The organism is Reyranella sp. CPCC 100927 (genome assembly GCF_007859315.1).
Taxonomy (GTDB): Bacteria; Pseudomonadota; Alphaproteobacteria; order Reyranellales; family Reyranellaceae; genus Vineibacter.
In genome coordinates, this window is record NZ_VOHA01000009.1 from 182,638 (window position 1) to 203,463 (window position 20,826).

Genomic DNA, 20,826 nt, shown 5'->3' on the forward strand with positions numbered 1-20,826 from the left:
CGCTTGAAAAGTATAAAAGCCTTACTTTATGATCTTCATGTGGTCAGACGACGAAAGACAGCACCTGGCGGTTTCATCCGCCTGCGACTGGAGCCCGATGCAGCAGCCATCGCGGCGCTGGGGCAGCTCGTCGATGCCTACGCGGGGCTGGCCCAGTGGCTGGACGTCACCATCCCGGCCGACCACTCAGCCGATCACGTCGTCCTGCACCGGAACTTCTACGAGCGGGCGCGGCAGCAAAGCGGTTTGCCGGCGCAGCTCACGACCCTGGCGCTGCGCGATTGGGCCGCGCGCCGCCGCGGGTTGGCGGTCGAAGGGGTCCCGCTCGACGAGCGGCTCTATTCGGTTCGCGGCATTGCGACTGTGTCGATTGCGACGCTCGACGGGCGGGTTGGTGTGCCCTTCGCCGTCGCAGGTTACGGGCCGGTCTGGCCCGGCGGCGCGCCAGCGCGTCTGGTGCGCCAGCCCAGTGGTTGGGAGTTGAGGATCGAGTCGGATCGCGACATCGCCCGCTTGGGGCAGGAGGAACGGACCATGGCTACCGAGACTGTTGTGACCCGTATTGGCCGCGTCATCGCCGGCATGACCCACGCCGCCATCAGCGCCGCCGAGGACGTCAATCCTGAAGCCGTCATGGAGCAGGCGATCCGCGAGATCGACGGCGCCGCCGACGAGGTGCGCGGCGAGATGGGCAAGGCGATGGCCGAGAAGGCCCGGCTGGACCTGCGCCGCAAGGAGCTGGAGCGCGAGCGCGGCGAGCTCGACGAGAACGTGAAGCTTGCCGTCGGCAAGGGCCGCGATGATCTCGCCGAGGCCGGCATCGATCGCCAGCTCGATATCGAGGCGCAGCTGGGCGTGCTCGCCCGCCTGGCCGTCGACGCCGACGAGAAGATCGGCCAGCTCAACCAGACGCTGGATGCCGTACGCGCCAGCCGGCGCGAGGCCGAGACGCGGCTGGCCGATCTCAAGCGCACGCGCCAGACGTCGGTCAGCGGTGCCGGTGCGCCCGAGGGCGAGACGCGGGTGTCGAAGGCGACTGGCAAGGTCGAGCGGGCGCAGGCCGCGATCGAACGCCTGACCGGCGTTCCGTCGGGCACGCCGGCCGGCGACCAGAAGTCGCTGGACGATCTCAACGAACTGGCCCGCAAGCATGCCGTGGCCGAACGGCTGGCGCGCTTGAAAGCGGGACAGGGCTGATGTCATCCTGGGTGCGTCGATGCTGGACTTCTTCACCCACCCGGACGTCGCACCGTTCTCGATCGCGGCACTGGCCCTGTTCGGCCTGCTGCTGATCGAACTGGTGACCCTGCTGGCCGGCAAGCCGCTGTCGGCGTTGCTGGACCACGCGGTCGGACACGACGGCGTCCACCTTGACCACGGGCACGTCGAGATCCATGGCGGGACGGCGCTGGACCATGCGGTCGATCACGGCGCGCAGGTCGCCAAGCCGGACGGCCAGCAACAAGGCATGTTCGGGACGGCACTCGACTGGCTGAACGCCGGTCGCGTGCCGCTGCTGGTCTTGATCATCGCGCTGCTGGCCGCCTTCGCCGGCCTGGGCATGGTGCTGCAGACGGTGATCAGCATCGCCGGCTTCTACATTCCGGGCTGGCTGGCGGTCCTCATCGTGATCGTGCCGGCGTTCTGGTGCACACGCCACCTGTCGCGTCTGGTGGCCTACGTCGTGCCGCGCGACGAGAGCTACGCCACCAGCGGCACCGATTTCATCGGCCTGGTGGGCGAGGTCACCGTCGGGCCCGTGAAGCGCGGCGTCGTCGCCCGCGCCCGCATCCGCGATCGTCACGGCAACACCCACTTTCCGCGGGTCGAGCCGGCCGATCCGGAACAGGTCATTCCAGCCGGGACATCGGTCCTGGTGATCGAGGTTCGGGCCGGCGGCGCGCTTGCCGTCACGACCGCCGACTCGCGGCTGACGGACGGTCTTGAGCCCAAGACCGGCTGACTGGCTGAGGCGGGTCAGTGCGGATCAGGTGTAAAGCGCAGTGAGGGTCGGCGGCAGCCGTGACGGCTGGCGCCAGGCGTTGATCCTTCGCTCGGGGTAGTGGGGCGTCATCGCGGTCGTCAGGAACTCACGCCGGTGCGCACCGCGCGCCGGTCACAGGAGGGGTGGGACATGGAGAAGCTGTTGCAATTGGCCGTACCGGCCATCATTGGCCTGGTCGCGCTGTTGGCCATCGGCCTGGTGATCGCCCGGCTCTATATTCGCGCCGAAAAGGACCGCTCCTATGTCCGCACCGGCCTGGGCGGCCAGAAGGTCGTGCTCGACGGCGGCTCCATCGTGCTACCGGTGTTCCAGAGCATCGCCTGGGTCAACCTGCAGACCCTGCGCCTGGAGGTGCGCCGCGACAACGCCGACGCCATGATCACGCGCGATCGCATGCGCGCCGATATCGGCGTCGAATTCTATGTCCGCGTCAAACCCGACGCCTCGTCGATCGCGCTGGCGGCCCAGACGCTGGGCGACCGCACCAACGATGCCGAACAGCTGCGCGCCCTGGTCGAGGCGAAATTCGTCGACGCCCTGCGCAGCGTCGCCGCCACCATGGCGCTGGCCGAGCTGCAGGAGCAGCGCGCCACGTTCGTGCAGTCGGTGCAGACCGCCGTGGCCCGCGACCTGGAGCTGAACGGCCTGGAGCTGGAGAGCGCCTCGCTCACCAAGCTCGACCAGACCGATACCAAGTACTTCAACCCCAACAACGCCTTCGACGCCGAGGGCTTGACGGCGCTGACCAAGATCACCGAGTCGCGCCGCCAGGAGCGCAACCTCACGGTGCGCAACACCGAGGTGACCATCGCCCAGCAGGATCTCGAGGCGCGCCAGCGCACGCTTGAGATCGACCGGCAGAAGAAGGAAGCCGAGCTCTCGCAGCAGCGCGACATCGTCAACAAGACGGCCGAAACGCGTGCCGCCGCGGCGCAGAAGGAAGCCGAGGCGCGTCAGGCCGAGGAGCAGGCCCGCATCGCCGCCGAGCAGGCGATCGCCCAGCGCACCGCGACCGCCAAGCAGGCACAGGAAACCGCCGGCATCGAAGCCGACCTCGCCATCCGCCAGCGCCAGATCGAGAGCGAGCGCACGGCCGAGACCCTGGCGATCGCCAAGAAGCGCGACGTCGAGATCGCCGACCAGGATCGTGCCATCGCGGTGGCCGACAAGAGCCGGGCCGAGAGCGAGGCCCGCGCCAAGGCCGAAGAGGCCCGGGCGCTGGCCACGTCGGCGACGGAAAGCGTCGAGACCGCCAAGCAGGTCGCCATCGCCGAACGTCAGCGGCAGACGGCCGTCATCAGCGCCCGCCAGTCGGCCGAGCAGGACGCCGCCAAGGTGACCATCGCGGCCCAGGCCGAGAAGCAGGCCGCCGACGACAAGGCCACCGCGATCCGAACCGAAGCACAGGCCGAAGCCGACGCCGCCAAGATCAAGGCCGAGGCGCAGGCCAAGACCTACGAGGTCGAGGCCGAAGGTCAGCGCAGGATCAACGAGGCGCGCAACGCCATGTCGACCGCCGTCATCGAGCTGGAGGTCACCAAGGAGCGGTTGCGCATCCTGCCGCTGGCGCTGGCCGAGGCGGTCAAGCCGCTGGAGAAGATCGGCGATGTGCGGATCATCGATATGGGCGGCGGAATGCCAGGCCACGCTGTAGGCAACGGCGTCAACGGCACCGGTGGCAACGCCGACTCGCTGTTGAACACGCTGCTGGCTTATCGCGCCAACGCGCCGGTGATCGACAAGCTGCTGGTCGAGGCTGGCTTCGCCGGCGGCGCCAACCCAGTGCAGTCGCTGATGGCGGCGACCACGGCGACCAAGGACCAGCCCGCGGGCGCGGGCACGCCGCCGGCACCGAAAGCACCGGACAACGACTGATACGCCAGAGCCGGGAGCGCGCCATGCCTGGCGCGCTCCCGGCCATTCCGGTTAGCGGGCAGTCGCCATGGCACTGATGCTGGCAAGCGTGTTCGTCGGGTTCCTGTGGGCCATCGGCCTGCTGGCCGTGTTCGGCCGCCTGGTGGCATGGCGATGGCCACAGAAGAAGGACGACAACAAGAAGAAGGGCAAGCCGTCGGCAGGTCAGCGGGTATCCCCGGGCGCCTTCCTCGCCGCGGCCGGCGCCAGCATCGTGGGCTCGCTGCTGGTCGCCAATGTGGCGCTCGACTTCGTCGCGGTCGTCATCAACGCGCGTGCGAACCAGCCGATGTTCGTGCCCTTTGTCGTCGGTGCCGTGGGTGCGTTGGTGCTGCGTCGCGATCGCCTGCCGCCGGTCATGTACGCCGTCGGCGTGGCCGTGCGTGAGTTCCTGGCCGAGCGGGCCAAAGCCCAGGATCAGGCTGCGGCGAGACAAGATCCAACGCCGATCGAGCGGCGGTTCCGGGAGCCTGTCTCGACCGTGATCGACGCACCGGTGACCCCCATCATCCGGACCATGCCATCGGTTCCGCCATCGCGGCCGGACCTGCCACCTGTCATGGTGGTGAGCGTGACGCCGCGTCGGGGTGAACCGACACTATCGCAGCGGCGCCGGGAAATTGTGGGCCACCTCAAGGCGCGGTCGGCTGATCTGGCGGCAAAGGTGCCGGCGCCGGCGATTGTGCCCGACATCGAGCCCACCGCCGCTGCGCTGGCGTCACAAGCCGCCGCGACCGTCGCCGAAACCAGGGCCATGCATGATGTCTGGCGGGCGGAAGCGGAAGCTTTGCGCGAGCAATGGCGCAAGGACGGCGAGGCGCTGCGCGACCAATGGCGCCGCGATACCCGGGTGAAGGTCGAGGACGCCAAGCAGTAGCCACGGGTGCCGTCACGAACGGCCTCGATCATGTCACACCCAGGCTCTACTATCGCAGCCGTCCCCTCATCGGATGGATGCGCCCATGACCAAAGACCGCAGCCACGAAGACCAGATCGGCAACCACCGCTTGCATCCGGAAACGCTGATGCTGGGTTACGGGTATGACCCGACGTTGTCGGAGGGCTCGGTCAAGCCACCCGTGTTCCTGACCTCCACCTTCGTCTTCCGTTCGGCCGAGGAAGGGCGCGATTTCTTCGACTACGTCTCCGGCCGCAAGGAGCCTCCGACCCGAGGCGAGGCGGGGTTGGTCTATTCGCGCTTCAACCACCCCAACAGCGAGATCGTCGAAGACCGTTTGGCGATCTACGAGGGCGGCGAGCGCGCACTGGTCTTCTCCTCGGGCATGTCGGCGATCGCCACGACCATCCTGGCCTATGCCCGGCCGGGCGATGCCATCGTGCACAGCCAGCCCCTCTATGGCGGCACCGAAACCTTGTTGGCGCGCACCTTCGCGTCCTTCGGCATCGCCGCCGAAGGGTTCTCCGAGGGCACCGACTCTGCCGAAGTCACGGCCGCCGCCGATCGTGCCATGGCGCGCGGCCGCGTCAGCGTGATCGTGATCGAAACGCCGTCCAATCCGCTCAATACGCTGGTCGACTTCGCGCTGATCTGCGAGACGGCGGCCCGAATCGAGGCGGCGCAGGGCCAGCGGCCGGTGATCGTCTGCGACAACACGCTGCTGGGGCCGATCTTCCAGAAGCCGCTGGCGCACGGCATCGACATCTCGCTCTATTCGCTGACCAAGTATGTCGGCGGCCACAGCGATTTGATCGCCGGCGCCGCGATCGGCAGCGCCGAGCGGCTGCGTCCGGTGCGACTGCTGCGCGGCGCCATCGGCACGCAACTCGACCCGCATTCGTGCTGGATGCTGGGACGATCGCTCGAGACCTTGTCGTTGCGCATGACCCGCGCCACGCAAAATGCCGAGGCGGTGGCCGCATACCTCGCCGCCCACCCGCGCGTGCGGGCCGTGCATGTGTTGAACAGCCTTGCGGCGGGCACCGCGGCCCGGCGTGTCTACGATACGCAGTGCACCGGTGCAGGCTCGACGTTCAGCATCGATATCGTCGGCGGGCAGTCCGAGGCGTTTCGCTTCTTGAACGCGTTGCGCATTTTCAAGTTGGCCGTGAGCCTGGGCGGCACCGAATCGCTCGCCAGCCACCCCGCGACCACGACGCATTCCGGCGTACCGCTCGACGTGCGCAACCGCAGCGGCGTGTTGGACAGCACCATCCGCCTCAGCATCGGCATCGAGCATCCGGATGACCTGATCGCGGATCTCACCCAGGCGCTGGCGCGGGCGGCATAACGCCTGGTTCCGCGCCACGAGGAGCAGCCGGCATGATCGGCCTGACGAGAGTCGCGACGGCGCTTTTTGTCGCCGCGGTGGTCGTCGCGATAGCGCTGGCGGGCAGCGCAGCCGTGTCGGTGCCGCGCTGGCCGGTGACCGCGAGTCCAACCGGGCTGCCGGCCGAAGAGATCGCCGTGGAAGGTGAACCCGGGATCGTCATTCGCGGCTGGGTGATCCCCCATGACTGCGCCTGCGGCGTGGTGGTCCTGCTGCATGGCTCGGGCGCCTCGCGCGAGCAGATGTTGCCGCGGGCGCGTTTCCTGCGCCACGCCGGCTACAGCGTCGTCCTGGTCGACATGCGGGCCCACGGCCTCAGCGATGGTTCGGTCACCACCTTCGGCGGCCGCGAGAGCCGTGATGTGCGGGCGGTCATCGCCGAAACCCGCCGCCGCTTCGCCGGACAGAAACTCGGCGCCATCGGCTTCTCGCTCGGCGGTGCGGCCCTGCTGCTGGGTGACAATCCGGCCGATGTCGATGCGCTGGTCGTTGAAGAGGTCTACAGCACGCTGGAGGACACGGCCCGCCGCCGCATTGCCGCCGGCATGGGGCCGATCGTTGCCGACATCCTGCCCTGGCTGCTCTATGCGCAGATGCCCTGGCGCTTCGGCGTGTCGCGCGGCGCCTTGCGGCCGGCCGACCGCATCGGTGCGGTCAAGGCTCCCATCCTGGTGATGGGCGGTGACAGCGATCCGTTCGTTCCGCCCGACCAGACGCGCCGGCTCTTCGACGCGGCCCGCGCGCCCAAGGAACTGTGGATCGTGCCCGGTGCGGCGCACCATGATCTGCACCAGGCCGCGTCGATCGCCTACGAGCACCGCGTTCTCGACTTCTTCCGTCGTGCCTTGCGCTGAGTCTTCGGCCCTCTGTCATTCCGAGCGAAGCGAGGAATCTTTCGAAGTCACACCTGCGCTCGTAAGGACAAGATCCCTCGCTGCGCTCGGGATGACATCTGTGGGCTGTTCCATCTGCATGGCAGGTCGGGCGGGCATGGAACTTGCTACCGCAGCCGGACGAGGGTCTTGTGTGGCGTGGGAGCAAACGCCAAACGACGGAGTATTCAAAAATGCAGCAGCGTTCTTATCGCACCATGCTCGGCGGCCTGGCGATGGTGGCGGCGGTCTGGCCGTTGGCCGCGGTGGGCCAGACTCCGTCGACGCTGCGCATGGTCATGCATTCCGACCTCAAGGTGATCGATCCGATCTGGGTATCGGCGCAGATCGCGCGCACGCATGGCTATCTGGTCTACGACACCTTGTTCGCGCTCGACGCCAACCTGAAGCCGCAGCCGCAGATGGTCGACAAGTACACGGTCAGTCCCGACGGCCTGGTCTACACCTTCACCCTGCGCGACGGCCTGCAATGGCATGACGGCAAGCCGGTGCTGGCCGAGGACTGCGTGCAGTCGATCAAGCGCTGGGCCGAACGCGACGGCATCGGCCAGCGCCTGGTGCAGAACAGCCAGGAGATCGTGGCCGTCGATGCCAAGACATTCCGCCTGACATTGAAGGGCCCGTACGGCCTGGTCATCGAGTCGCTGGCCAAGCCGGGCAGCACGGCGCCCTTCATGATGCCCAAGCGCATCGCCGATACGCCGGGCACGCAGCAGATCCGCGACGCTACCGGCTCGGGGCCGTTCATCTTCAAGGCCGATGAGTGGAAGCCGGGCGACAAGGTCGTCTATGTGAAGAACCCGAACTACAAGCCGCGCGCCGAGCCGCCCTCGGGCCTGGCCGGCGGCAAGGTCGCCAAGGTCGATCGCATCGAATGGATCGCCATGCCCGATCCGCAGGTCTCGGTGAATGCCATGCTGGCCGGCGAGATCGACGGCAACGAAGCGTTCCCGCCCGACCTGATGCCGCTGCTCGAAGCCGACAAGTCGATCGTCCTGATGCGCGGTACCTATCCTGGCCAGTACACGTTCCGGATCAACTGGCTGCATCCGCCGTTCGACAACCCGAAGGTCCGCGAAGCGGTGGGTTATGCGCTCGACCAGAAGCCGTTCCTCGATGCCCAGGTCGGTAACCCGAAGCTCTATCAGCTGTGCAAGGCCTACTTCGTTTGCGGCACGCCGCTGGCCACGACGGCCGGCACCGAAGGCCGCATGGAGGGCAATGTCGCCAAGGCCCAGGCGCTGCTGAAGGAGGCGGGTTATGACGGCACGCCGGTGGTGCTGTTGCGGCCGACCGACCTGCCGTTCCTGGTGAACCTGGCGCCGGTCGCCAAGGCGCAACTCGAGCGCGCCGGCTTCAAGGTCGACATGCAGTCGATGGACTGGCAGACCCTGGTCAGCCGCAGCAACCGGCGCGAACCGCCGGCGCAGGGCGGCTGGAACGCGTTCGCGACCAGCTGGGGTGCACTGGACTCCAGCGATCCGGTCATCTCGCAGAACCTCAACGCCTCCTGCGAGAAGGCAAGCCCGGGCTGGCCGTGCGACAAGCAGCTCGAGGACATGCGCGCCGAATTCGCGCGCCAGACCGATCTGGAGAAGCGCAAGCAGATCGCCGCCGAAATCCAGGCGCGCGCCGTGGTGCTGGGCACGCACTATCCGCTGGGCGAGTGGTACGGCGTGCTGGCCTACAGCAACAAGACCAAGGGCTGGATGCCGCCGATGAGCGCGACCCTGTTCTGGAACGTCGAGAAGACGGGTCCTTGATTTTTTTCGGACCGCGCGCGTCCACGCCCGCATCAGCGCGTCAGCGCTGACAAAGCCTCGCTCTACGCTTTGCTACGAGCGAGTGCGTGCGTGGACGCACGCGGTCCGAAAAAACAAGGCTTCAACTGCTCGGCGTACGATGCGGATCAGCCGACCCACTCGCGGACCGGCCCGGTATCGATGTGGATGAAACCCGAGGCGTAGGTGCCGACGCCGCCGGCACCGCACTGGCGCGCCAGCTTGCCCAGCACCTCCATGGAGGCGCCGGCCACGGTGATGTCAACGGCCCGGCCGCTGGTGTGGAAGCTGTGCTCGGCGACGCCGACCGGATCCGCCAGGTACATCTTGTAGTTGGTCTCGGGCGAGCGATAGCCGCTCAGGATCTGGATCGGCCGCAGAACCTTGGTCTGGATGCGGGCCAGGATCTCGATCAGGGCCGGATCGATCGGTTTGGTTGCGCCGTTATGGTGATCGCGCATCAGTCGGCTCAGCCGCGCCATGGCGATGACACTGGGGCGATTGCCCAGCGCAAAGACGTCAGAGAACGTCTCGCCGGTATTGGCCGACACGACGGTCAAGCGCCGATAACCCATCTGGCCCGTAACGCCAGGGCCGGCGATCCCCGGGCGCACGACGCCCGGCTGCACCATGCCGGGACGCACAAAGCCCGGGCCAACGATCCGAGGGCCCCCGGTGCCGGCGGACCGGGGGTAGAGCAGCACGGCTTGCTGCGCCAGCGCCGAACTGGCCGCCGCCGTCGATAGAACGCCACCTGCCAACGTGGCCAACGCGGCCCTACGCGCGATCGGTCGAGTCATGAAACGCCTGGGTTCTGGGCCGTCAGCGGCGAACCACTGACAAGTCGCTCACTTTGTCTCATGTTTTCGTCTAAAAATCAAGAATATATACATGATACTGCAAATTCTTGCACTCAAATGGTTAAACCAACCGATAAGTGTGTGATTTCTAAAGACTAAGAGTCGCTCTAACGTGCGCCCGCCATGGAACACCTGATCACGACCTCTCTTGCCACGGCCGCCGGCGTGGCATTGCTGGCCGGCGTCGTCCGCGGTTTTGCGGGTTTCGGCGCCGCCATGATCCTGACGCCGGTGTTCTCGGCGCTCTACGGCCCCGTCGTTGGTGTGCCGGTCTGCCTGCTGGTCGAGTTCTGCATTGCCCTGCCCATGCTGCGCGGTGCGGTCGGCCTGGTCGACTGGCGCCGGATCGGCCTGCTGCTGGTGGCGGCAACGCTGGCGGTACCGCTGGGCGTCCTGGTCCTGCTGAAAGCCGATCCCGAACCGTTGCGCTGGGCCATCTCGGGCATCGTGCTGGCGGCGGTCCTGGTGCTGGCGATCGGCTGGCGCTTCCGGGGGCAGCCGACGCCGCCGGCCACGCTCGCCGCGGGCGCGGCCAGCGGTTTTCTCAATGGCTTGTGTGGCATGGCTGGCCCGCCGATTGCTTTCTACTACCTGGCGGGCGCCGATGCTGCGGCGACGGTGCGCGCCAGTTTCATCGTCTATTTCGGCGCTGTCGACCTGGTGGCGCTGATCGGCCTGGGCATGCAGGGCCTGGTCACGGTGGATACGCTGATCCTGGGGGCGATCCTGGCCGTTCCGTACGTTGCCGGCGGACTGGTCGGCGAGCGGCTCTTTCCGCTGGCGAGCGAGACCTTCTTTCGATGGCTTGCGCTCGGGATCCTTGCTTGCGTCGCCGTCGTTGCACCGTTGCTCTGACGCACGGTCAGGCAGACGTAATGTTACATTGTTTGAAGCCGGCGGCCGCGCGGCAGCGTGCACGTTGCCAGGGCTGGCCTGTCCGGCTAGAGGTCCGGTCATGAGCGTCTGGGGAAAGATCGTCGGTGGCGCCGCCGGGCTCATGATCGGCGGGCCGATCGGCGCCCTGCTGGGTGCCGCGGCCGGCCACGCCTACGATGCGTTGGCCGATGACGAGCCGCGCGACGATGGCGCGCCCGTGGCCGGCGCCGACGGCATCGATGCGGTGGCCGAGCGGGACCGGCCGGCGGCGACGCAGCACATCGCTTTTACGATCGGCGTGATTGCGCTCGCGGCCAAGATGGCCAAGGTCGACGGCGTGGTGACGCGCCGTGAGATCGACGCCTTCCGGTCGTTCTTTCACGTGCCGCCCGAAGAGGTCGACAATGTCGGCCGCTTCTTCGATCTGGCCAAGCGCGACAGCAGCGGCTTCGAGGCCTACGCCCGTCAAGTTGCGGGCTTGTTTCCCAAGCACCCGGAAGTGCTGGAAGAGGTGTTGGCCGGCCTGTTCCTGATCGCCAACGCCGACGAAGGCCACGTCGATGAAGCCAAGCTGGGCTACCTGCGCGCCGTCAGCTCGATCTTCGGGTTGGGTGAAGCAAGCTTCCGCCGGGTCGCGGCGACGGCGGGTGTCGAACTGCACGACGATCCCTATGCGATCCTCGACGTCATGCCCGACGCTCATGATGACGATATTCGCCAAGCGTACCGGCGCCTGGCACGGGCGCACCATCCCGATCGCATGATCGCACGCGGCTTGCCGCCGGAGGCGATCGTGCTGGCCAACCGCAAGCTGGCGGCGATCAACGCGGCGTACGATCGTATTCGCAAGGAGCGCAAGATCGGGCGGCCCGAAGCCCAGCCGGTGGCATGAGCGTATCCGGTAGCGGCATCATGATGTCGCCGGGCCCATCGGCTTTGCACAGAGAAGCCGTCGGCGCGCCCGGATGAAAACGTCCGATATCGCGCTGGCCCTCGTCGTGATGGCGATCTGGGGGTTGAATTTCGTCGCCGTGAAGATCGGCGTGCAGGAGATCCCGCCGGTCCTGTTCGTGACCTTGCGCTTTGCGTTTGCCTTCCTGCTGATGGTGCCGTTCGTGCCGTGGCCCACCGGCCGATGGCGTGAGCTGCTGGTGCTTTCGTTCGTCCTCGGCTCGTTGCACTTCACGACGATGTTCACGGCCTCGCGCTATCTTGAGGCCGGCACCATGGCCGTCGTCACGCAACTGCAGGCCGTTTTCTCCGCCTTGCTGGGGCGCCTGTGGTTCGGCGAGCGCCTGGGGACGCTCGGCTGGATCGGCATGGCGATCGCGTTTGGCGGCGTCCTGCTGATCGCGGGCGAACCGTCCGTCGGCGATCGGCTGTGGGCGCTGGGCCTGCCGGTGCTCGGCTGCGCCTTCTTCGCGCTCTACCACGCGCGCGTGAAGCGCATCGGCAATCTGTCGGCCAACGTGCTGAACTGCTGGGTGTCGTTGTTGATCGTGCCGCAGACGCTCGCCATCTCGCTGGCGATGGAGCAGGGGCAGGTGCAGGCGATGCTGGGTCTCTCGTGGAACGGCGTGGCGGCGCTGCTGTATCAGGTCGTGCCGATGGTGATCATCTCGTATTGGGCCTGGTATCGCTTGCTATACCGCTATCCGCTGACACGCGTGGCGCCGTTCCAGATGTTGGTGCCGCTGTTCGGCGTGCTGGCCGGGGCCCTGGTGCTGGGCGAACCGCTCACCGTGCAGAAGATCGCCGGCGGTGCCGTCACCGTCGTCGGCGTCGCGTTGGTGGTGTTGCGCCCGATGCGCGACAAGGCCATCACCACAAGCTAGTCTGCGTCATGGCGCGATTCATCGAGCTGCCGTCGAAAAACCACGCCGCGCGCGATCCGGCCATCGCCGTCGACACGCTGGTGCTGCACCACACCGCACAGCCGCTGGATGTGTCGCTGGAGCTGCTGCGTTTCGGCACGGTCAGTGCCCACTACGTGGTCGATGTCAACGGCGACATCTACCGGCTGGTGGAGGAGGCGCGTGTCGCCTGGCACGCCGGGCTGTCCTGGTGGCGCGACGCGCGCAGCCTGAACGCCACGTCCATCGGTGTCGAGATCGTCAATATCGACGGCAACCGGCATGCCTATCCCGCCGTTCAGCGCCAGGCGGTGATCGCGCTCTGTCGCGATATCATCAAGCGGCACCCCACCATCCAGCCGCGCAACGTGGTCGGCCACTCCGACATCGCACCGCTGCGCAAGGACGACCCTGGCACGCTGTTTTTCTGGCCCGAGCTGGCGGCAGCCGGCATCGGGTTGTGGTCCGACGCACCGCCAGCGGCTGTGACGGAGTCGGATGCCGCCGCGCTGCTGCGCCGGTTCGGCTATCCGCCGCCCCACCGCTATGGGCGGCGCAACGGACGCTTTGAATTTGCCGATGAACCGGCGGCCGGCGGCATCACCGATGTCATCGACGTCAGCCTTGCCGATATCATCACGGCCTTTCAGCGGCACTATCGGCCGGCGCGCGTCGATGGCGTTGCCGATGCCCAGACCGTGGCGCGCCTGCAGGATCTGCTGCGGCAGGCCGACAGCGCAGTGATTGACGTCGCCGCCCGATCAGCGTAGCAGACCGGCGCGTCAGATGGCCGGACGGCCGCGGCGCGGTGGCGCAAGCCATCCGCGTCGAGGAAAGTCCGGGCTCCACGGAAACACGGTGCCGGTTAACGGCCGGCGGGGGCGACCCCAGGGAAAGTGCCACAGAGAGCAGACCGCCGAACGGGCCTCGGTCCGTGGCAAGGGTGAAAGGGTGCGGCAAGAGCGCACCGCGGGACCGGTAACGGGACCGGCATGGCAAACCCCACCGGGAGCAAGACCAAATAGGGATGGCAAGGGCCGGGCAACCGGCCCGCACGCGTTTCCGCGTCGCTGTCCGGGTCGGTCGCGCGAGGCGTCCGGTAACGGGCGTCCCAGAGGAATGGTCGTCACCCGCGCGAGCGGGTACAGAACCCGGCTTACAGGCCATCTGACGCTCTACTTTCGCGGTGAACTCCCCACCACGTGCGCGACCTCGTACAGGTGCGAATCGACGGGCGGCGTGATCATGATCGTCGGCGTCCTCGTTGCGTCGGTGCACCGGCATAGAGAGCCGCCAGTTGGCGGGCTGTGTCGCCCAGGCGCTGGCGCAGCGCCGCGGGTTCGAGCACCTCGGCCTCGGCATGCAGCCGCAGCAGTTCCTGGGCGGCATGCTCGACCGATTCGATGGGGATGACAACGCGGATCCAGCCGCGCGCATCGGCGGTTTTCGGGGCGCGGGCAATCGCATCGGCAACGGCCGGGCTGAGGCCGGCCAGCAGTTTCAGCCCGCGCGGTGAGGCGCGCAGCAGAGCGGTATCGCGATAGATCTGCGTTTCGAAACTCTGCGTCGAGGCTGTCCAGTGCTGTGCCAGGTCGAAGGTCGCCGGCCGATGGAAGCCTGCGTCCAGGACCGTCAGCTCCAGGATGTTGGACAGCCTGTAGGTGCGCAGCTTGCCGCCGGCGCGGGCCACGAGGTACCAGATGCCGGCCTTCAGCACGAGGCCGAACGGCTCGATCTCGCCGCTGGTGATCGCGTTCCAGCTCTCGTAGCGAACTTTCAGCCGGCGGTCGGTCCACACGGCTTCGGCGATCGCGGGCAGATGGTCGACCTGCCGGGGGCCGCTGAACCAGCCGACCGGGTCGAGGTGGAAGCGGGCGCTGACCCGGCGAGCATCGGCCTGCCAGTCCGTCGGCAGCGCCGCCAGCAGCTTCAGCTGCGCAGCCTGCATCACTTCGCCCAATCCCAGCTCGGAGGCCGGGCCGGGCAGGCCGGCCAGGAACAGCGCCTGCGCCTCCGGCGCGGTCAGGCCCGTGAGCCGCGTGCGCCAGCCGTCCAACAGCGCGAAGCCGCCGGTGCAGCCGCGCTCGGCGTAGACCGGTACGCCCGCCGCGCTCAGCTGATCGATGTCGCGGTAGATGGTGCGGACCGATACCTCGACCTCGGCCGCCAACGCCTCGGCGCTCATGCGGCCGCGTGTCTGCAGCAGCATCAGGATCGACAGCAGGCGGCTCGCACGCATTTTTCGAGGCTAGCACGGATACCTGACACTGGATGTCAGGATTGCCCAGGCATGGTCGGGCTCACCGCGCCGGCACGCGGTGACGGCGACGAATGTACTGGAGGCACGACCATGACCGCAGACGATCTGCCCACGGGCGACAGGCACGATTTCGATTTTCTCGCCGGCACCTGGGTCGGCGAGAACAGGCGACTCAAGAAGCGCTGGATCGGCAGTGACGACTGGGACGTGTTTCCCGGCCATCTGCGCTGCGCGTTGCATATGGACAGTCTCGTGAACGTCGAAGAAGTCGTCTTTCCCACCCGGGGCTTCATCGGAATGACGGTGCGCCTGTTCGATCACGTTGAACGGCGATGGTCGATCTACTGGATCAACAGCGAGCGGGCCGTCTTCTATCCGCCGATGCGGGGTGGCTTCACGGGCGATCACGGCGTTTTCTTCGGTGAAGAACCCGATGACGGTCAACTGGTGAAGGTGCAGTTCCGCTGGACCAAGCGCGGGCGCAACAGCGCGCGGTGGGAGCAGGCCTTCTCTCGCGACGGCAAGACCTGGGAATGGAACTGGTCGTCGGATTTCACGCGCACCGGCGACTAGGAATCGTGCACGGAGACTCGCATCATGAAGATCTATTCCGGACCGCTCAGCATGTTCGGGGCGAAAGTCGAGATCGCCGCCCACGAAAAGGCCATCACCTTCGACCTCGAGATGGTGCCCTTCAACATGCGCACCCTCTACGATCCCAAGCACCCCGAGGTGCTGCGCATCAATCCCAAGCGCCAGGTCCCGGTGCTGATCGATGGAACGGTGGAACTCTTCGATTCGACACAGATCTTCGAATACCTCGAGGACGGCTGGCCGGCGCCGGCGCTATGGCCGTCGGCAGCGCAGGATCGGGCGCAGGCGCGCCTGCTGGAACTGAAATCCGACGAAGTGTTCTTTCCCCACGTCATCCGCCTGATGGGGCTGCGGGGTGCCGGCGAGCACCCCGACGCCGGGCCGTCGCGTGACGGCATCGAAGGTTTCTATCGCGACATGGACCGCCTGCTGGAGGACCGGGAATATCTGGCCGGATCCTATTCATACGCCGACATCGCTTTCTTCATGGCGCAGTTCTTTGCCGCCCGCATGGCGGTGCCGATGCCGGTGTCGCTGTCACATTTGCTGGCGTGGCGCGGACGCGTTGCCCGGCGGCCGGCGGTCCGCCGGGTGATCGATCCCATGGTCGACTTTCTGCGCCAGGCCGGGCGGCCGGTCCCGGCCTTCGATTGAGCCGTTCGGATCGGGAGCCATCTCAGGCGTCAGCGGCGTCCGAGTGCCACCCGCGGCGCGGTGAGAGGATGGGGGCGAACAGCACATCGAGGCTATCGCCTTCGGGAATTGCAACCATGGGTCGATAGGTTGCCGCAAAAGTCCGCAGGGCGCTGACGGCGGCCGTGATCTGGGCCGAGCCGAGCGAGACGGCAGCCGCTTCAACGGCCTCGCGCAGGCCGAGCAGGGCGGTGATTTCGTCGCTGTAGACGAGGCGGCCTTCGATTTCCTCCAAGCGCTGATCGACAGCCTCGAGCGCGTCGTCGAGTGAACGCAACGCGCGCGGTCCACTGCCTATTCGCCAGAGGATCGGCCACTCGAATTGGTTGTCGATGTACCGCATGGGTGTCGCTCCAGCCGTGGCTTCGGATCACTCCCTCCGAGGGCATGCTGCAAGCGCCAGCCCAGGGACTCAAGTGAAGATTCCATGAAGCCCACATGAACGATCATGGGTTGATGATCTGACGTTGCATCGCAGCATGGTTGCGTCGCTGGCGACGTTCAGTCGCATCATTGCTGCTTGCCCATGGTATTTTCCCTTACCAAGAACAGAGCGTGACCGGTTCTCCACATTGGGTTGTGGAGAACTGGCCGCGGTGCGTGTCTCGAATATGCTCAATATGCATTAATGCGATGCTTTTGCTGCATATGGGGTGTGGCTGACGGATATTCATGCCGTCCGTTGGGTACTCGAAACAGACCCGGAACGGCTAACCCACGGATAATCTTTCGTTTTCAGCCCCGATTCGTTTGACGTCCCGTCATTTCCCGTGATATCCCATGTGAACCCTGTCGCAGTGACAAAACGGCGGGGTGCCGCTGGTCCGCGTGGGGCGGAAGGGGCGACGACCAGGTCCGTGGGGGAACGGCATGTTCCTGTCCACCTACATGATGAAAGTAGACAAAAAGGGGCGGATCTCCGTGCCGGCCCCCTGGCGCGCGCACCTGACGGAAGAAGGATTCGACGGGTTCATTGCCTTCCCATCCATCACCCATGACGCCATCGATGCCCGCGGCATCAAGGCGTTCCATGCCCTGATGGACCGGCTGCAGGCCGACACCCAGGCCAAGGCGGGCACGTTCGAGGCCGAGCTGTTCACCGATGGTGACAACCACGCCGCTCATCTCTCGAGCATTGCTGTCGATGTCGGTTTTGACGCCGAGGGCCGGCTGTCGCTGCCGCCGCCGCTGAAGAGCGTTCTGGGCGACTGCGAGCAGGTCGCCTTCGTGGGTCGCCATGGTTTTTTCCAAATCTGGGCCGACCAAGCCTGGGCGCGTCAGGCGCAGGTGGAGCGCGATGCGTTCCGCAGTCGCGTGCTGGCGCACCGGGGAGGTTCAGCATGAACGCCGCTCACGCGCTCACGGCGACCGCGTCCGGCCCGCATGTGCCGGTGCTCTGCGCCGAGGTCGTGCGCCATATCGACCCGCGTCCGGGTTGTATCTATGTCGACGGCACCTTTGGCGCCGGCGGCTACAGTCGGGCGCTGCTCGATGCCGCCGACTGTCGTGTGGTCGGTATCGATCGTGATCCGCAGGCCGTGCATGCGGCACGGGCGCTGGAGGCGTCATCGGCCGGGCGGCTGACGGTGATCGAGGGTCGCTTTGGCGACATGGTCGAATTGTTGGGTGCCCGCGGCGTGACGTCGGTCGCCGGCGTGGCGCTCGACCTCGGCGTTTCCTCCATGCAGATCGATAGGTCCGAGCGCGGTTTTTCCTTCCGCCAGGACGGTCCGCTCGACATGCGGATGTCGAGCCATGGCATCAGCGCCGCTGATGTGGTCAACACCGCCGACGAAGGCGAACTGGCCGACATCCTGTTCGACTACGGCGAGGAGCGGCAGTCGCGTCGCATTGCGCGCGCCATCGTGCGGGCGCGTGCGACCAAGCGCATCGAGCGGACGTCGGAACTGGCGGCGATCGTGCGTCAGGCGCTGGGTCCGGCCGCGGCACGCGACAAGATCGACCCCGCGACACGGACGTTCCAGGCGCTGCGCATTCACGTCAACGACGAGCTTGGCGAACTGCGGCGCGGTCTGTCGGCCGCGGACACGCTGTTGGCCCCGGGTGGCCGGCTGGCCGTCGTCTCCTTCCACTCGCTCGAGGATCGCACGGTCAAGGAATTCCTGCGCACGCGGGCCGGCACCGGGCCGCGCCCATCGCGCCACCTGCCCCAAGCCGGGCCAACGGTCGATGCGGCATGGCGGGTCTTGACGCGCCGGCCGATCGCGCCCGGCGACGCCGAATGTGCCGCCAACCCGCGCGCCCGTTCGGCCCGCCTGCGGGTCGGTGAGAAGCTGGGTGATCCCGCGATGGGAGGTGTCGCATGATCAATCGCGGCATCCTGTTCTGGGTGATGGCGGCGATCTTCACCGGTATCGGCCTGTTCATGGTCAAGTACCAGGTGCAGACCCTGGAAGAGAAGATCGACGGCATCAACCGGCAGATCGTCGAGAACCAGCGTGCCACGCACGTGCTGAAGGTCGAGTACGCCCATCTTGGCGAACTGCAACGCATCGAACGACTGAACGAGAAATTCATTCACCTCCAGCCGATTGCGTTGCGTCAGATCGGCCGGATTGATCAGGTCCCCCTGCGGCGGACCGACGGAGCGCTCGTCACGGACAACAAGACGACGCTAACAAGAGGGCCTGGAACCGGCGCCCCCTCGTCTACCGACGCCCCCTCAGCGTCGGCGACGCTCCGTCCCGCTGCCAAACCGGAGGCCGGTGCCCGTGCGCCGGCCTCCGGGCCAAATCGCCCTGCGGTGGCGGCCGCGCGCCGCGCGCCCGTCGTCGACGACGAAGTCACCGCCGCGCCAACCGAGGAAGCGGATCCGTCCACAGCGCCCCCGCCGGCGCCGCCGCCGCGCGCACCGCGCACCGGCAGGGGGAGCGGACAGTGATCGGCGGCCTGTTCCGCCGGCGCAACGCACAGGAAGCCACTGCAACGCGAGACGTGCGCCATCGCCTGACGCCGCAGAATCTGCCGGCGCGCGATGCGCTGGAAATTGCGCGCGGGCGTTTGGCCATTGGTGCCGCCCTGTTCGGTGTGCTCTTCGTCGCCGTGGGTTTGCGCATGGCCTACGTGTCGCTGCTGCGTGACGGTGGCGAACCGGGCGTGGCCCGCGCCGCCCATCCCGCTCAGGTGCAGGCCGATCGTGCCGATATCCTCGATCGCAACGGTGTCGTGCTGGCCACGTCGCTGCCGGTGGTGTCGCTGTTCGCGACACCGCGCCTGGTGCTGGATGTTGAAGAAGCGGCAGTGAAGCTGTCGAAAACGCTGCCTGACATCAAGGCCGAGGACGTACGGGAAAAGCTGTTGTCCGGCCGCAGCTTCGTGTGGATCAAGCGTGGGCTCAGCCCGCGCGAGCATGCCGCCGTGATGCGGCTGGGTCTGCCTGGATTCGAGTTCCAGGCCGAGGAGCGGCGCATCTATCCGCAGGGCGCCATCGGACCGCACGTCCTGGGCTATACCGGCATCGACAATGTCGGCTTGGCCGGCGTCGAGAAGCGTTTTGACGAGACGCTGCGCCAGGGTGAGGCGCTGCGGCTGTCGATCGACATCCGCCTGCAGCGCTTCCTGGAGCAGGAGATCGCGCGGGCCACGCAGCGCTTCTCGGCGATCGGCGCCACCGCGGCGGTGATGGATGTCAGTACCGGCGAGATCCTGGGCATGGCCTCGCTGCCGGCCTATGATCCCAACCGGCATCAGACGATCAGCAACGAGGCGCTGTTCAATCGTTCGACCCTGGGTGTCTACGAGCAAGGCTCGACGTTCAAAATCTTCAACACGGCCATGGCGCTCGACAGCGGCCGTTTCAGCCCGACGTCGGTTTTCGACGCCAGCGCGCCACTCAAGGTCGATCGCTTCACCATCACGGACTACCACGGCCAGTACCGGCCGCTGACGATCGCGGAGATTTTCAAGTACTCGTCCAACATCGGCTCGGCGAAGATGGCCGTGGAGATCGGTGTCGAAGGCCAGCGCAGCTTCATGGAGAAGATCGGCATGCTGCGTCCGGTGCCGATCGAGCTGCCGGAAGTGGGACAGCCGCTCTATCCCAAGCACTGGCGCAAGATCAGCATGCTGACGATCGCCTATGGCCACGGCATTTCGGTCACGCCTATGCACGTGGTTGCCGGCGCCTCCGCCATGATCAACGGTGGCATCTATTATCCCCCCACGCTGGTGAAGCGCGGCGTTGGCAACCATCCCGACGCCGGGCGGCGTGTCATCAGCGAGAAGACGTCACGGCAGATGCGCGACCTGTTCCGGTTGAACGTCGTGGAAGGCTCGGGCAAGAATTCCGAGGTGCCGGGCTTCGAAGTCGGCGGCAAGACCGGGTCGGCCGAGAAGCCCGGTCGACACGGCTATCGCGAGAAGGCGCTGATCAGCTCCTTCGTTGCCGCCTTCCCCATGCGCGATCCGAAATACGTGGTCATGGTTTCGATCGACGAGCCCAAGGGCACGAAGGAAACCGGCGGCTACGCCACCGGCGGTGCCGTCGCGGCGCCCTCGACCCGCGCCATCATCGAGTTCATGGCGACCCTCTATGGCATCACGCCGGTCGATCCGGCGGCAGCGGCGAAGCTGATGGCAGCAGCGCCGACGGCACCGGCACCCGCGACCGCCACGCCTGCCGCGACGGCACCGGCCACGACCGTGGCGGCCGCACCGGCGCCGTCTTCACCGGCCGCCAAGCCGGCGTCCGCACCGGCTGCCAAACCGGCGGGCGGACTGAGTCTTACCCAACTGGTCGATGCGACGACCGGCGGTTCATCCGCGCCGGCGACCGGGGGAGGGCGCTGA

At 66.9% G+C, this 20,826-nt stretch carries 20 protein-coding genes and 1 other RNA gene; 18 read left to right on the plus strand and 3 right to left on the minus strand.

What is annotated here, in order from left to right:
- Positions 1 to 39 precede the first annotated feature (39 nt).
- The 7 genes from FQU96_RS23700 to FQU96_RS23730 all read left to right on the plus strand — a co-directional run bounded on the left by FQU96_RS23700 (position 40) and on the right by FQU96_RS23730 (position 8,863).
- On the plus strand, positions 40 to 1,197 hold the full coding sequence (locus FQU96_RS23700) for a PspA/IM30 family protein (RefSeq protein WP_146543823.1): 1,158 nt from the start codon (positions 40 to 42) through the stop codon (positions 1,195 to 1,197).
- 19 nt (positions 1,198 to 1,216) lie between these two features.
- Complete coding sequence (locus FQU96_RS23705; RefSeq protein WP_146543824.1) at positions 1,217 to 1,963, plus strand: OB-fold-containig protein; 747 nt, start codon at positions 1,217 to 1,219, stop codon at positions 1,961 to 1,963.
- Between the two features lie 171 nt (positions 1,964 to 2,134).
- Positions 2,135 to 3,880, plus strand: coding sequence for a flotillin family protein (locus FQU96_RS23710; protein ID WP_146543825.1), 1,746 nt, complete (start codon positions 2,135 to 2,137; stop codon positions 3,878 to 3,880).
- A 67-nt stretch (positions 3,881 to 3,947) separates the two neighbouring features.
- Positions 3,948 to 4,796, plus strand: coding sequence for a hypothetical protein (locus FQU96_RS23715; protein ID WP_146543826.1), 849 nt, complete (start codon positions 3,948 to 3,950; stop codon positions 4,794 to 4,796).
- Between the two features lie 85 nt (positions 4,797 to 4,881).
- Complete coding sequence (locus FQU96_RS23720) at positions 4,882 to 6,168, plus strand: cystathionine gamma-synthase family protein (RefSeq protein ID WP_146543827.1); 1,287 nt, start codon at positions 4,882 to 4,884, stop codon at positions 6,166 to 6,168.
- Between the two features lie 32 nt (positions 6,169 to 6,200).
- Positions 6,201 to 7,061, plus strand: coding sequence for an alpha/beta hydrolase (locus FQU96_RS23725; RefSeq protein WP_146543828.1), 861 nt, complete (start codon positions 6,201 to 6,203; stop codon positions 7,059 to 7,061).
- Between the two features lie 212 nt (positions 7,062 to 7,273).
- Positions 7,274 to 8,863 (plus strand): ABC transporter substrate-binding protein, encoded by a 1,590-nt coding sequence (locus FQU96_RS23730; protein ID WP_146543829.1) that lies wholly within the window; start codon positions 7,274 to 7,276, stop codon positions 8,861 to 8,863.
- A gap of 146 nt (positions 8,864 to 9,009) precedes the next feature.
- Here FQU96_RS23730 and FQU96_RS23735 read toward each other — a convergent pair whose 3' ends face one another.
- Complete coding sequence (locus FQU96_RS23735) at positions 9,010 to 9,651, minus strand: DUF882 domain-containing protein (protein ID WP_146543830.1); 642 nt, start codon at positions 9,649 to 9,651, stop codon at positions 9,010 to 9,012.
- 213 nt (positions 9,652 to 9,864) lie between these two features.
- Between FQU96_RS23735 and FQU96_RS23740 the strand changes: the two genes are divergently transcribed.
- The 5 genes from FQU96_RS23740 to rnpB all read left to right on the plus strand — a co-directional run bounded on the left by FQU96_RS23740 (position 9,865) and on the right by rnpB (position 13,645).
- Positions 9,865 to 10,596, plus strand: a complete 732-nt coding sequence (locus FQU96_RS23740; RefSeq protein ID WP_146543831.1) for a sulfite exporter TauE/SafE family protein — start codon at positions 9,865 to 9,867, stop codon at positions 10,594 to 10,596.
- Positions 10,597 to 10,696: 100 nt separating this feature from the next.
- Positions 10,697 to 11,509 carry a TerB family tellurite resistance protein gene (locus FQU96_RS23745; protein WP_146543832.1) on the plus strand — a complete coding sequence of 271 codons (813 nt, stop codon included), beginning with the start codon at positions 10,697 to 10,699 and terminating at the stop codon, positions 11,507 to 11,509.
- A gap of 73 nt (positions 11,510 to 11,582) precedes the next feature.
- Complete coding sequence (locus FQU96_RS23750; RefSeq protein ID WP_146543833.1) at positions 11,583 to 12,452, plus strand: DMT family transporter; 870 nt, start codon at positions 11,583 to 11,585, stop codon at positions 12,450 to 12,452.
- Between the two features lie 8 nt (positions 12,453 to 12,460).
- A complete protein-coding gene (locus tag FQU96_RS23755) occupies positions 12,461 to 13,240 on the plus strand; it encodes an N-acetylmuramoyl-L-alanine amidase (protein ID WP_146543834.1) in 780 nt (259 codons plus the stop codon).
- A gap of 12 nt (positions 13,241 to 13,252) precedes the next feature.
- An RNA gene (gene rnpB / locus FQU96_RS23760) (RNase P RNA component class A) lies at positions 13,253 to 13,645 on the plus strand.
- Positions 13,646 to 13,713: 68 nt separating this feature from the next.
- Here the strand turns inward: rnpB and FQU96_RS23765 are convergent.
- A complete protein-coding gene (locus FQU96_RS23765; RefSeq protein WP_146543835.1) occupies positions 13,714 to 14,709 on the minus strand; it encodes a YafY family protein in 996 nt (331 codons plus the stop codon).
- A 111-nt stretch (positions 14,710 to 14,820) separates the two neighbouring features.
- Between FQU96_RS23765 and FQU96_RS23770 the strand changes: the two genes are divergently transcribed.
- Complete coding sequence (locus tag FQU96_RS23770) at positions 14,821 to 15,303, plus strand: hypothetical protein (RefSeq protein ID WP_146543836.1); 483 nt, start codon at positions 14,821 to 14,823, stop codon at positions 15,301 to 15,303.
- A 24-nt stretch (positions 15,304 to 15,327) separates the two neighbouring features.
- Positions 15,328 to 15,978 carry a glutathione S-transferase family protein gene (locus FQU96_RS23775; RefSeq protein WP_146543837.1) on the plus strand — a complete coding sequence of 217 codons (651 nt, stop codon included), beginning with the start codon at positions 15,328 to 15,330 and terminating at the stop codon, positions 15,976 to 15,978.
- A gap of 22 nt (positions 15,979 to 16,000) precedes the next feature.
- Here the strand turns inward: FQU96_RS23775 and FQU96_RS23780 are convergent, their stop codons facing one another.
- Positions 16,001 to 16,360 carry a hypothetical protein gene (locus FQU96_RS23780; protein ID WP_146543838.1) on the minus strand — a complete coding sequence of 120 codons (360 nt, stop codon included), beginning with the start codon at positions 16,358 to 16,360 and terminating at the stop codon, positions 16,001 to 16,003.
- Between the two features lie 527 nt (positions 16,361 to 16,887).
- On the opposite strand from FQU96_RS23780, the gene FQU96_RS23785 reads away from it, so the two are divergent.
- From FQU96_RS23785 to FQU96_RS23800, 4 genes are read left to right on the plus strand one after another with little or no spacing between them, the layout of a single operon-like run.
- A complete protein-coding gene (locus FQU96_RS23785; protein WP_146543917.1) occupies positions 16,888 to 17,361 on the plus strand; it encodes a division/cell wall cluster transcriptional repressor MraZ in 474 nt (157 codons plus the stop codon).
- Entirely contained in the window at positions 17,358 to 18,344 is a 987-nt protein-coding gene (gene rsmH, locus FQU96_RS23790) for a 16S rRNA (cytosine(1402)-N(4))-methyltransferase RsmH (protein ID WP_146543839.1), read from the plus strand. The genes FQU96_RS23785 and rsmH overlap by 4 nt, the downstream gene beginning before the upstream one ends.
- Positions 18,341 to 18,919 (plus strand): hypothetical protein, encoded by a 579-nt coding sequence (locus FQU96_RS23795; protein WP_146543840.1) that lies wholly within the window; start codon positions 18,341 to 18,343, stop codon positions 18,917 to 18,919. Before rsmH ends, FQU96_RS23795 begins: the two co-directional genes overlap by 4 nt.
- On the plus strand, positions 18,916 to 20,826 hold the full coding sequence (locus FQU96_RS23800; RefSeq protein WP_146543841.1) for a penicillin-binding protein 2: 1,911 nt from the start codon (positions 18,916 to 18,918) through the stop codon (positions 20,824 to 20,826). Before FQU96_RS23795 ends, FQU96_RS23800 begins: the two co-directional genes overlap by 4 nt.

Excerpts from the sequence above, each read along its gene's own strand:
- FQU96_RS23740 (WP_146543831.1), top strand. The coding sequence starts at position 9,865 with ATGGAACACCTGATCACGACCTCTCTTGCCACGGCCGCCGGCGTGGCA.
- rsmH (WP_146543839.1), top strand. The coding sequence starts at position 17,358 with ATGAACGCCGCTCACGCGCTCACGGCGACCGCGTCCGGCCCGCATGTG.
- FQU96_RS23770 (WP_146543836.1), top strand. The coding sequence starts at position 14,821 with ATGACCGCAGACGATCTGCCCACGGGCGACAGGCACGATTTCGATTTT.
- FQU96_RS23785 (WP_146543917.1), top strand. The coding sequence starts at position 16,888 with ATGTTCCTGTCCACCTACATGATGAAAGTAGACAAAAAGGGGCGGATC.
- FQU96_RS23780 (WP_146543838.1), bottom strand. The coding sequence starts at position 16,360 with ATGCGGTACATCGACAACCAATTCGAGTGGCCGATCCTCTGGCGAATA.
- FQU96_RS23705 (WP_146543824.1), top strand. The coding sequence starts at position 1,217 with ATGCTGGACTTCTTCACCCACCCGGACGTCGCACCGTTCTCGATCGCG.
- FQU96_RS23725 (WP_146543828.1), top strand. The coding sequence starts at position 6,201 with ATGATCGGCCTGACGAGAGTCGCGACGGCGCTTTTTGTCGCCGCGGTG.
- FQU96_RS23775 (WP_146543837.1), top strand. The coding sequence starts at position 15,328 with ATGAAGATCTATTCCGGACCGCTCAGCATGTTCGGGGCGAAAGTCGAG.
- FQU96_RS23750 (WP_146543833.1), top strand. The coding sequence starts at position 11,583 with ATGAAAACGTCCGATATCGCGCTGGCCCTCGTCGTGATGGCGATCTGG.
- FQU96_RS23755 (WP_146543834.1), top strand. The coding sequence starts at position 12,461 with ATGGCGCGATTCATCGAGCTGCCGTCGAAAAACCACGCCGCGCGCGAT.
- FQU96_RS23720 (WP_146543827.1), top strand. The coding sequence starts at position 4,882 with ATGACCAAAGACCGCAGCCACGAAGACCAGATCGGCAACCACCGCTTG.
- FQU96_RS23715 (WP_146543826.1), top strand. The coding sequence starts at position 3,948 with ATGGCACTGATGCTGGCAAGCGTGTTCGTCGGGTTCCTGTGGGCCATC.
- FQU96_RS23745 (WP_146543832.1), top strand. The coding sequence starts at position 10,697 with ATGAGCGTCTGGGGAAAGATCGTCGGTGGCGCCGCCGGGCTCATGATC.
- FQU96_RS23765 (WP_146543835.1), bottom strand. The coding sequence starts at position 14,709 with ATGCGTGCGAGCCGCCTGCTGTCGATCCTGATGCTGCTGCAGACACGC.
- FQU96_RS23710 (WP_146543825.1), top strand. The coding sequence starts at position 2,135 with ATGGAGAAGCTGTTGCAATTGGCCGTACCGGCCATCATTGGCCTGGTC.
- FQU96_RS23795 (WP_146543840.1), top strand. The coding sequence starts at position 18,341 with ATGATCAATCGCGGCATCCTGTTCTGGGTGATGGCGGCGATCTTCACC.
- FQU96_RS23730 (WP_146543829.1), top strand. The coding sequence starts at position 7,274 with ATGCAGCAGCGTTCTTATCGCACCATGCTCGGCGGCCTGGCGATGGTG.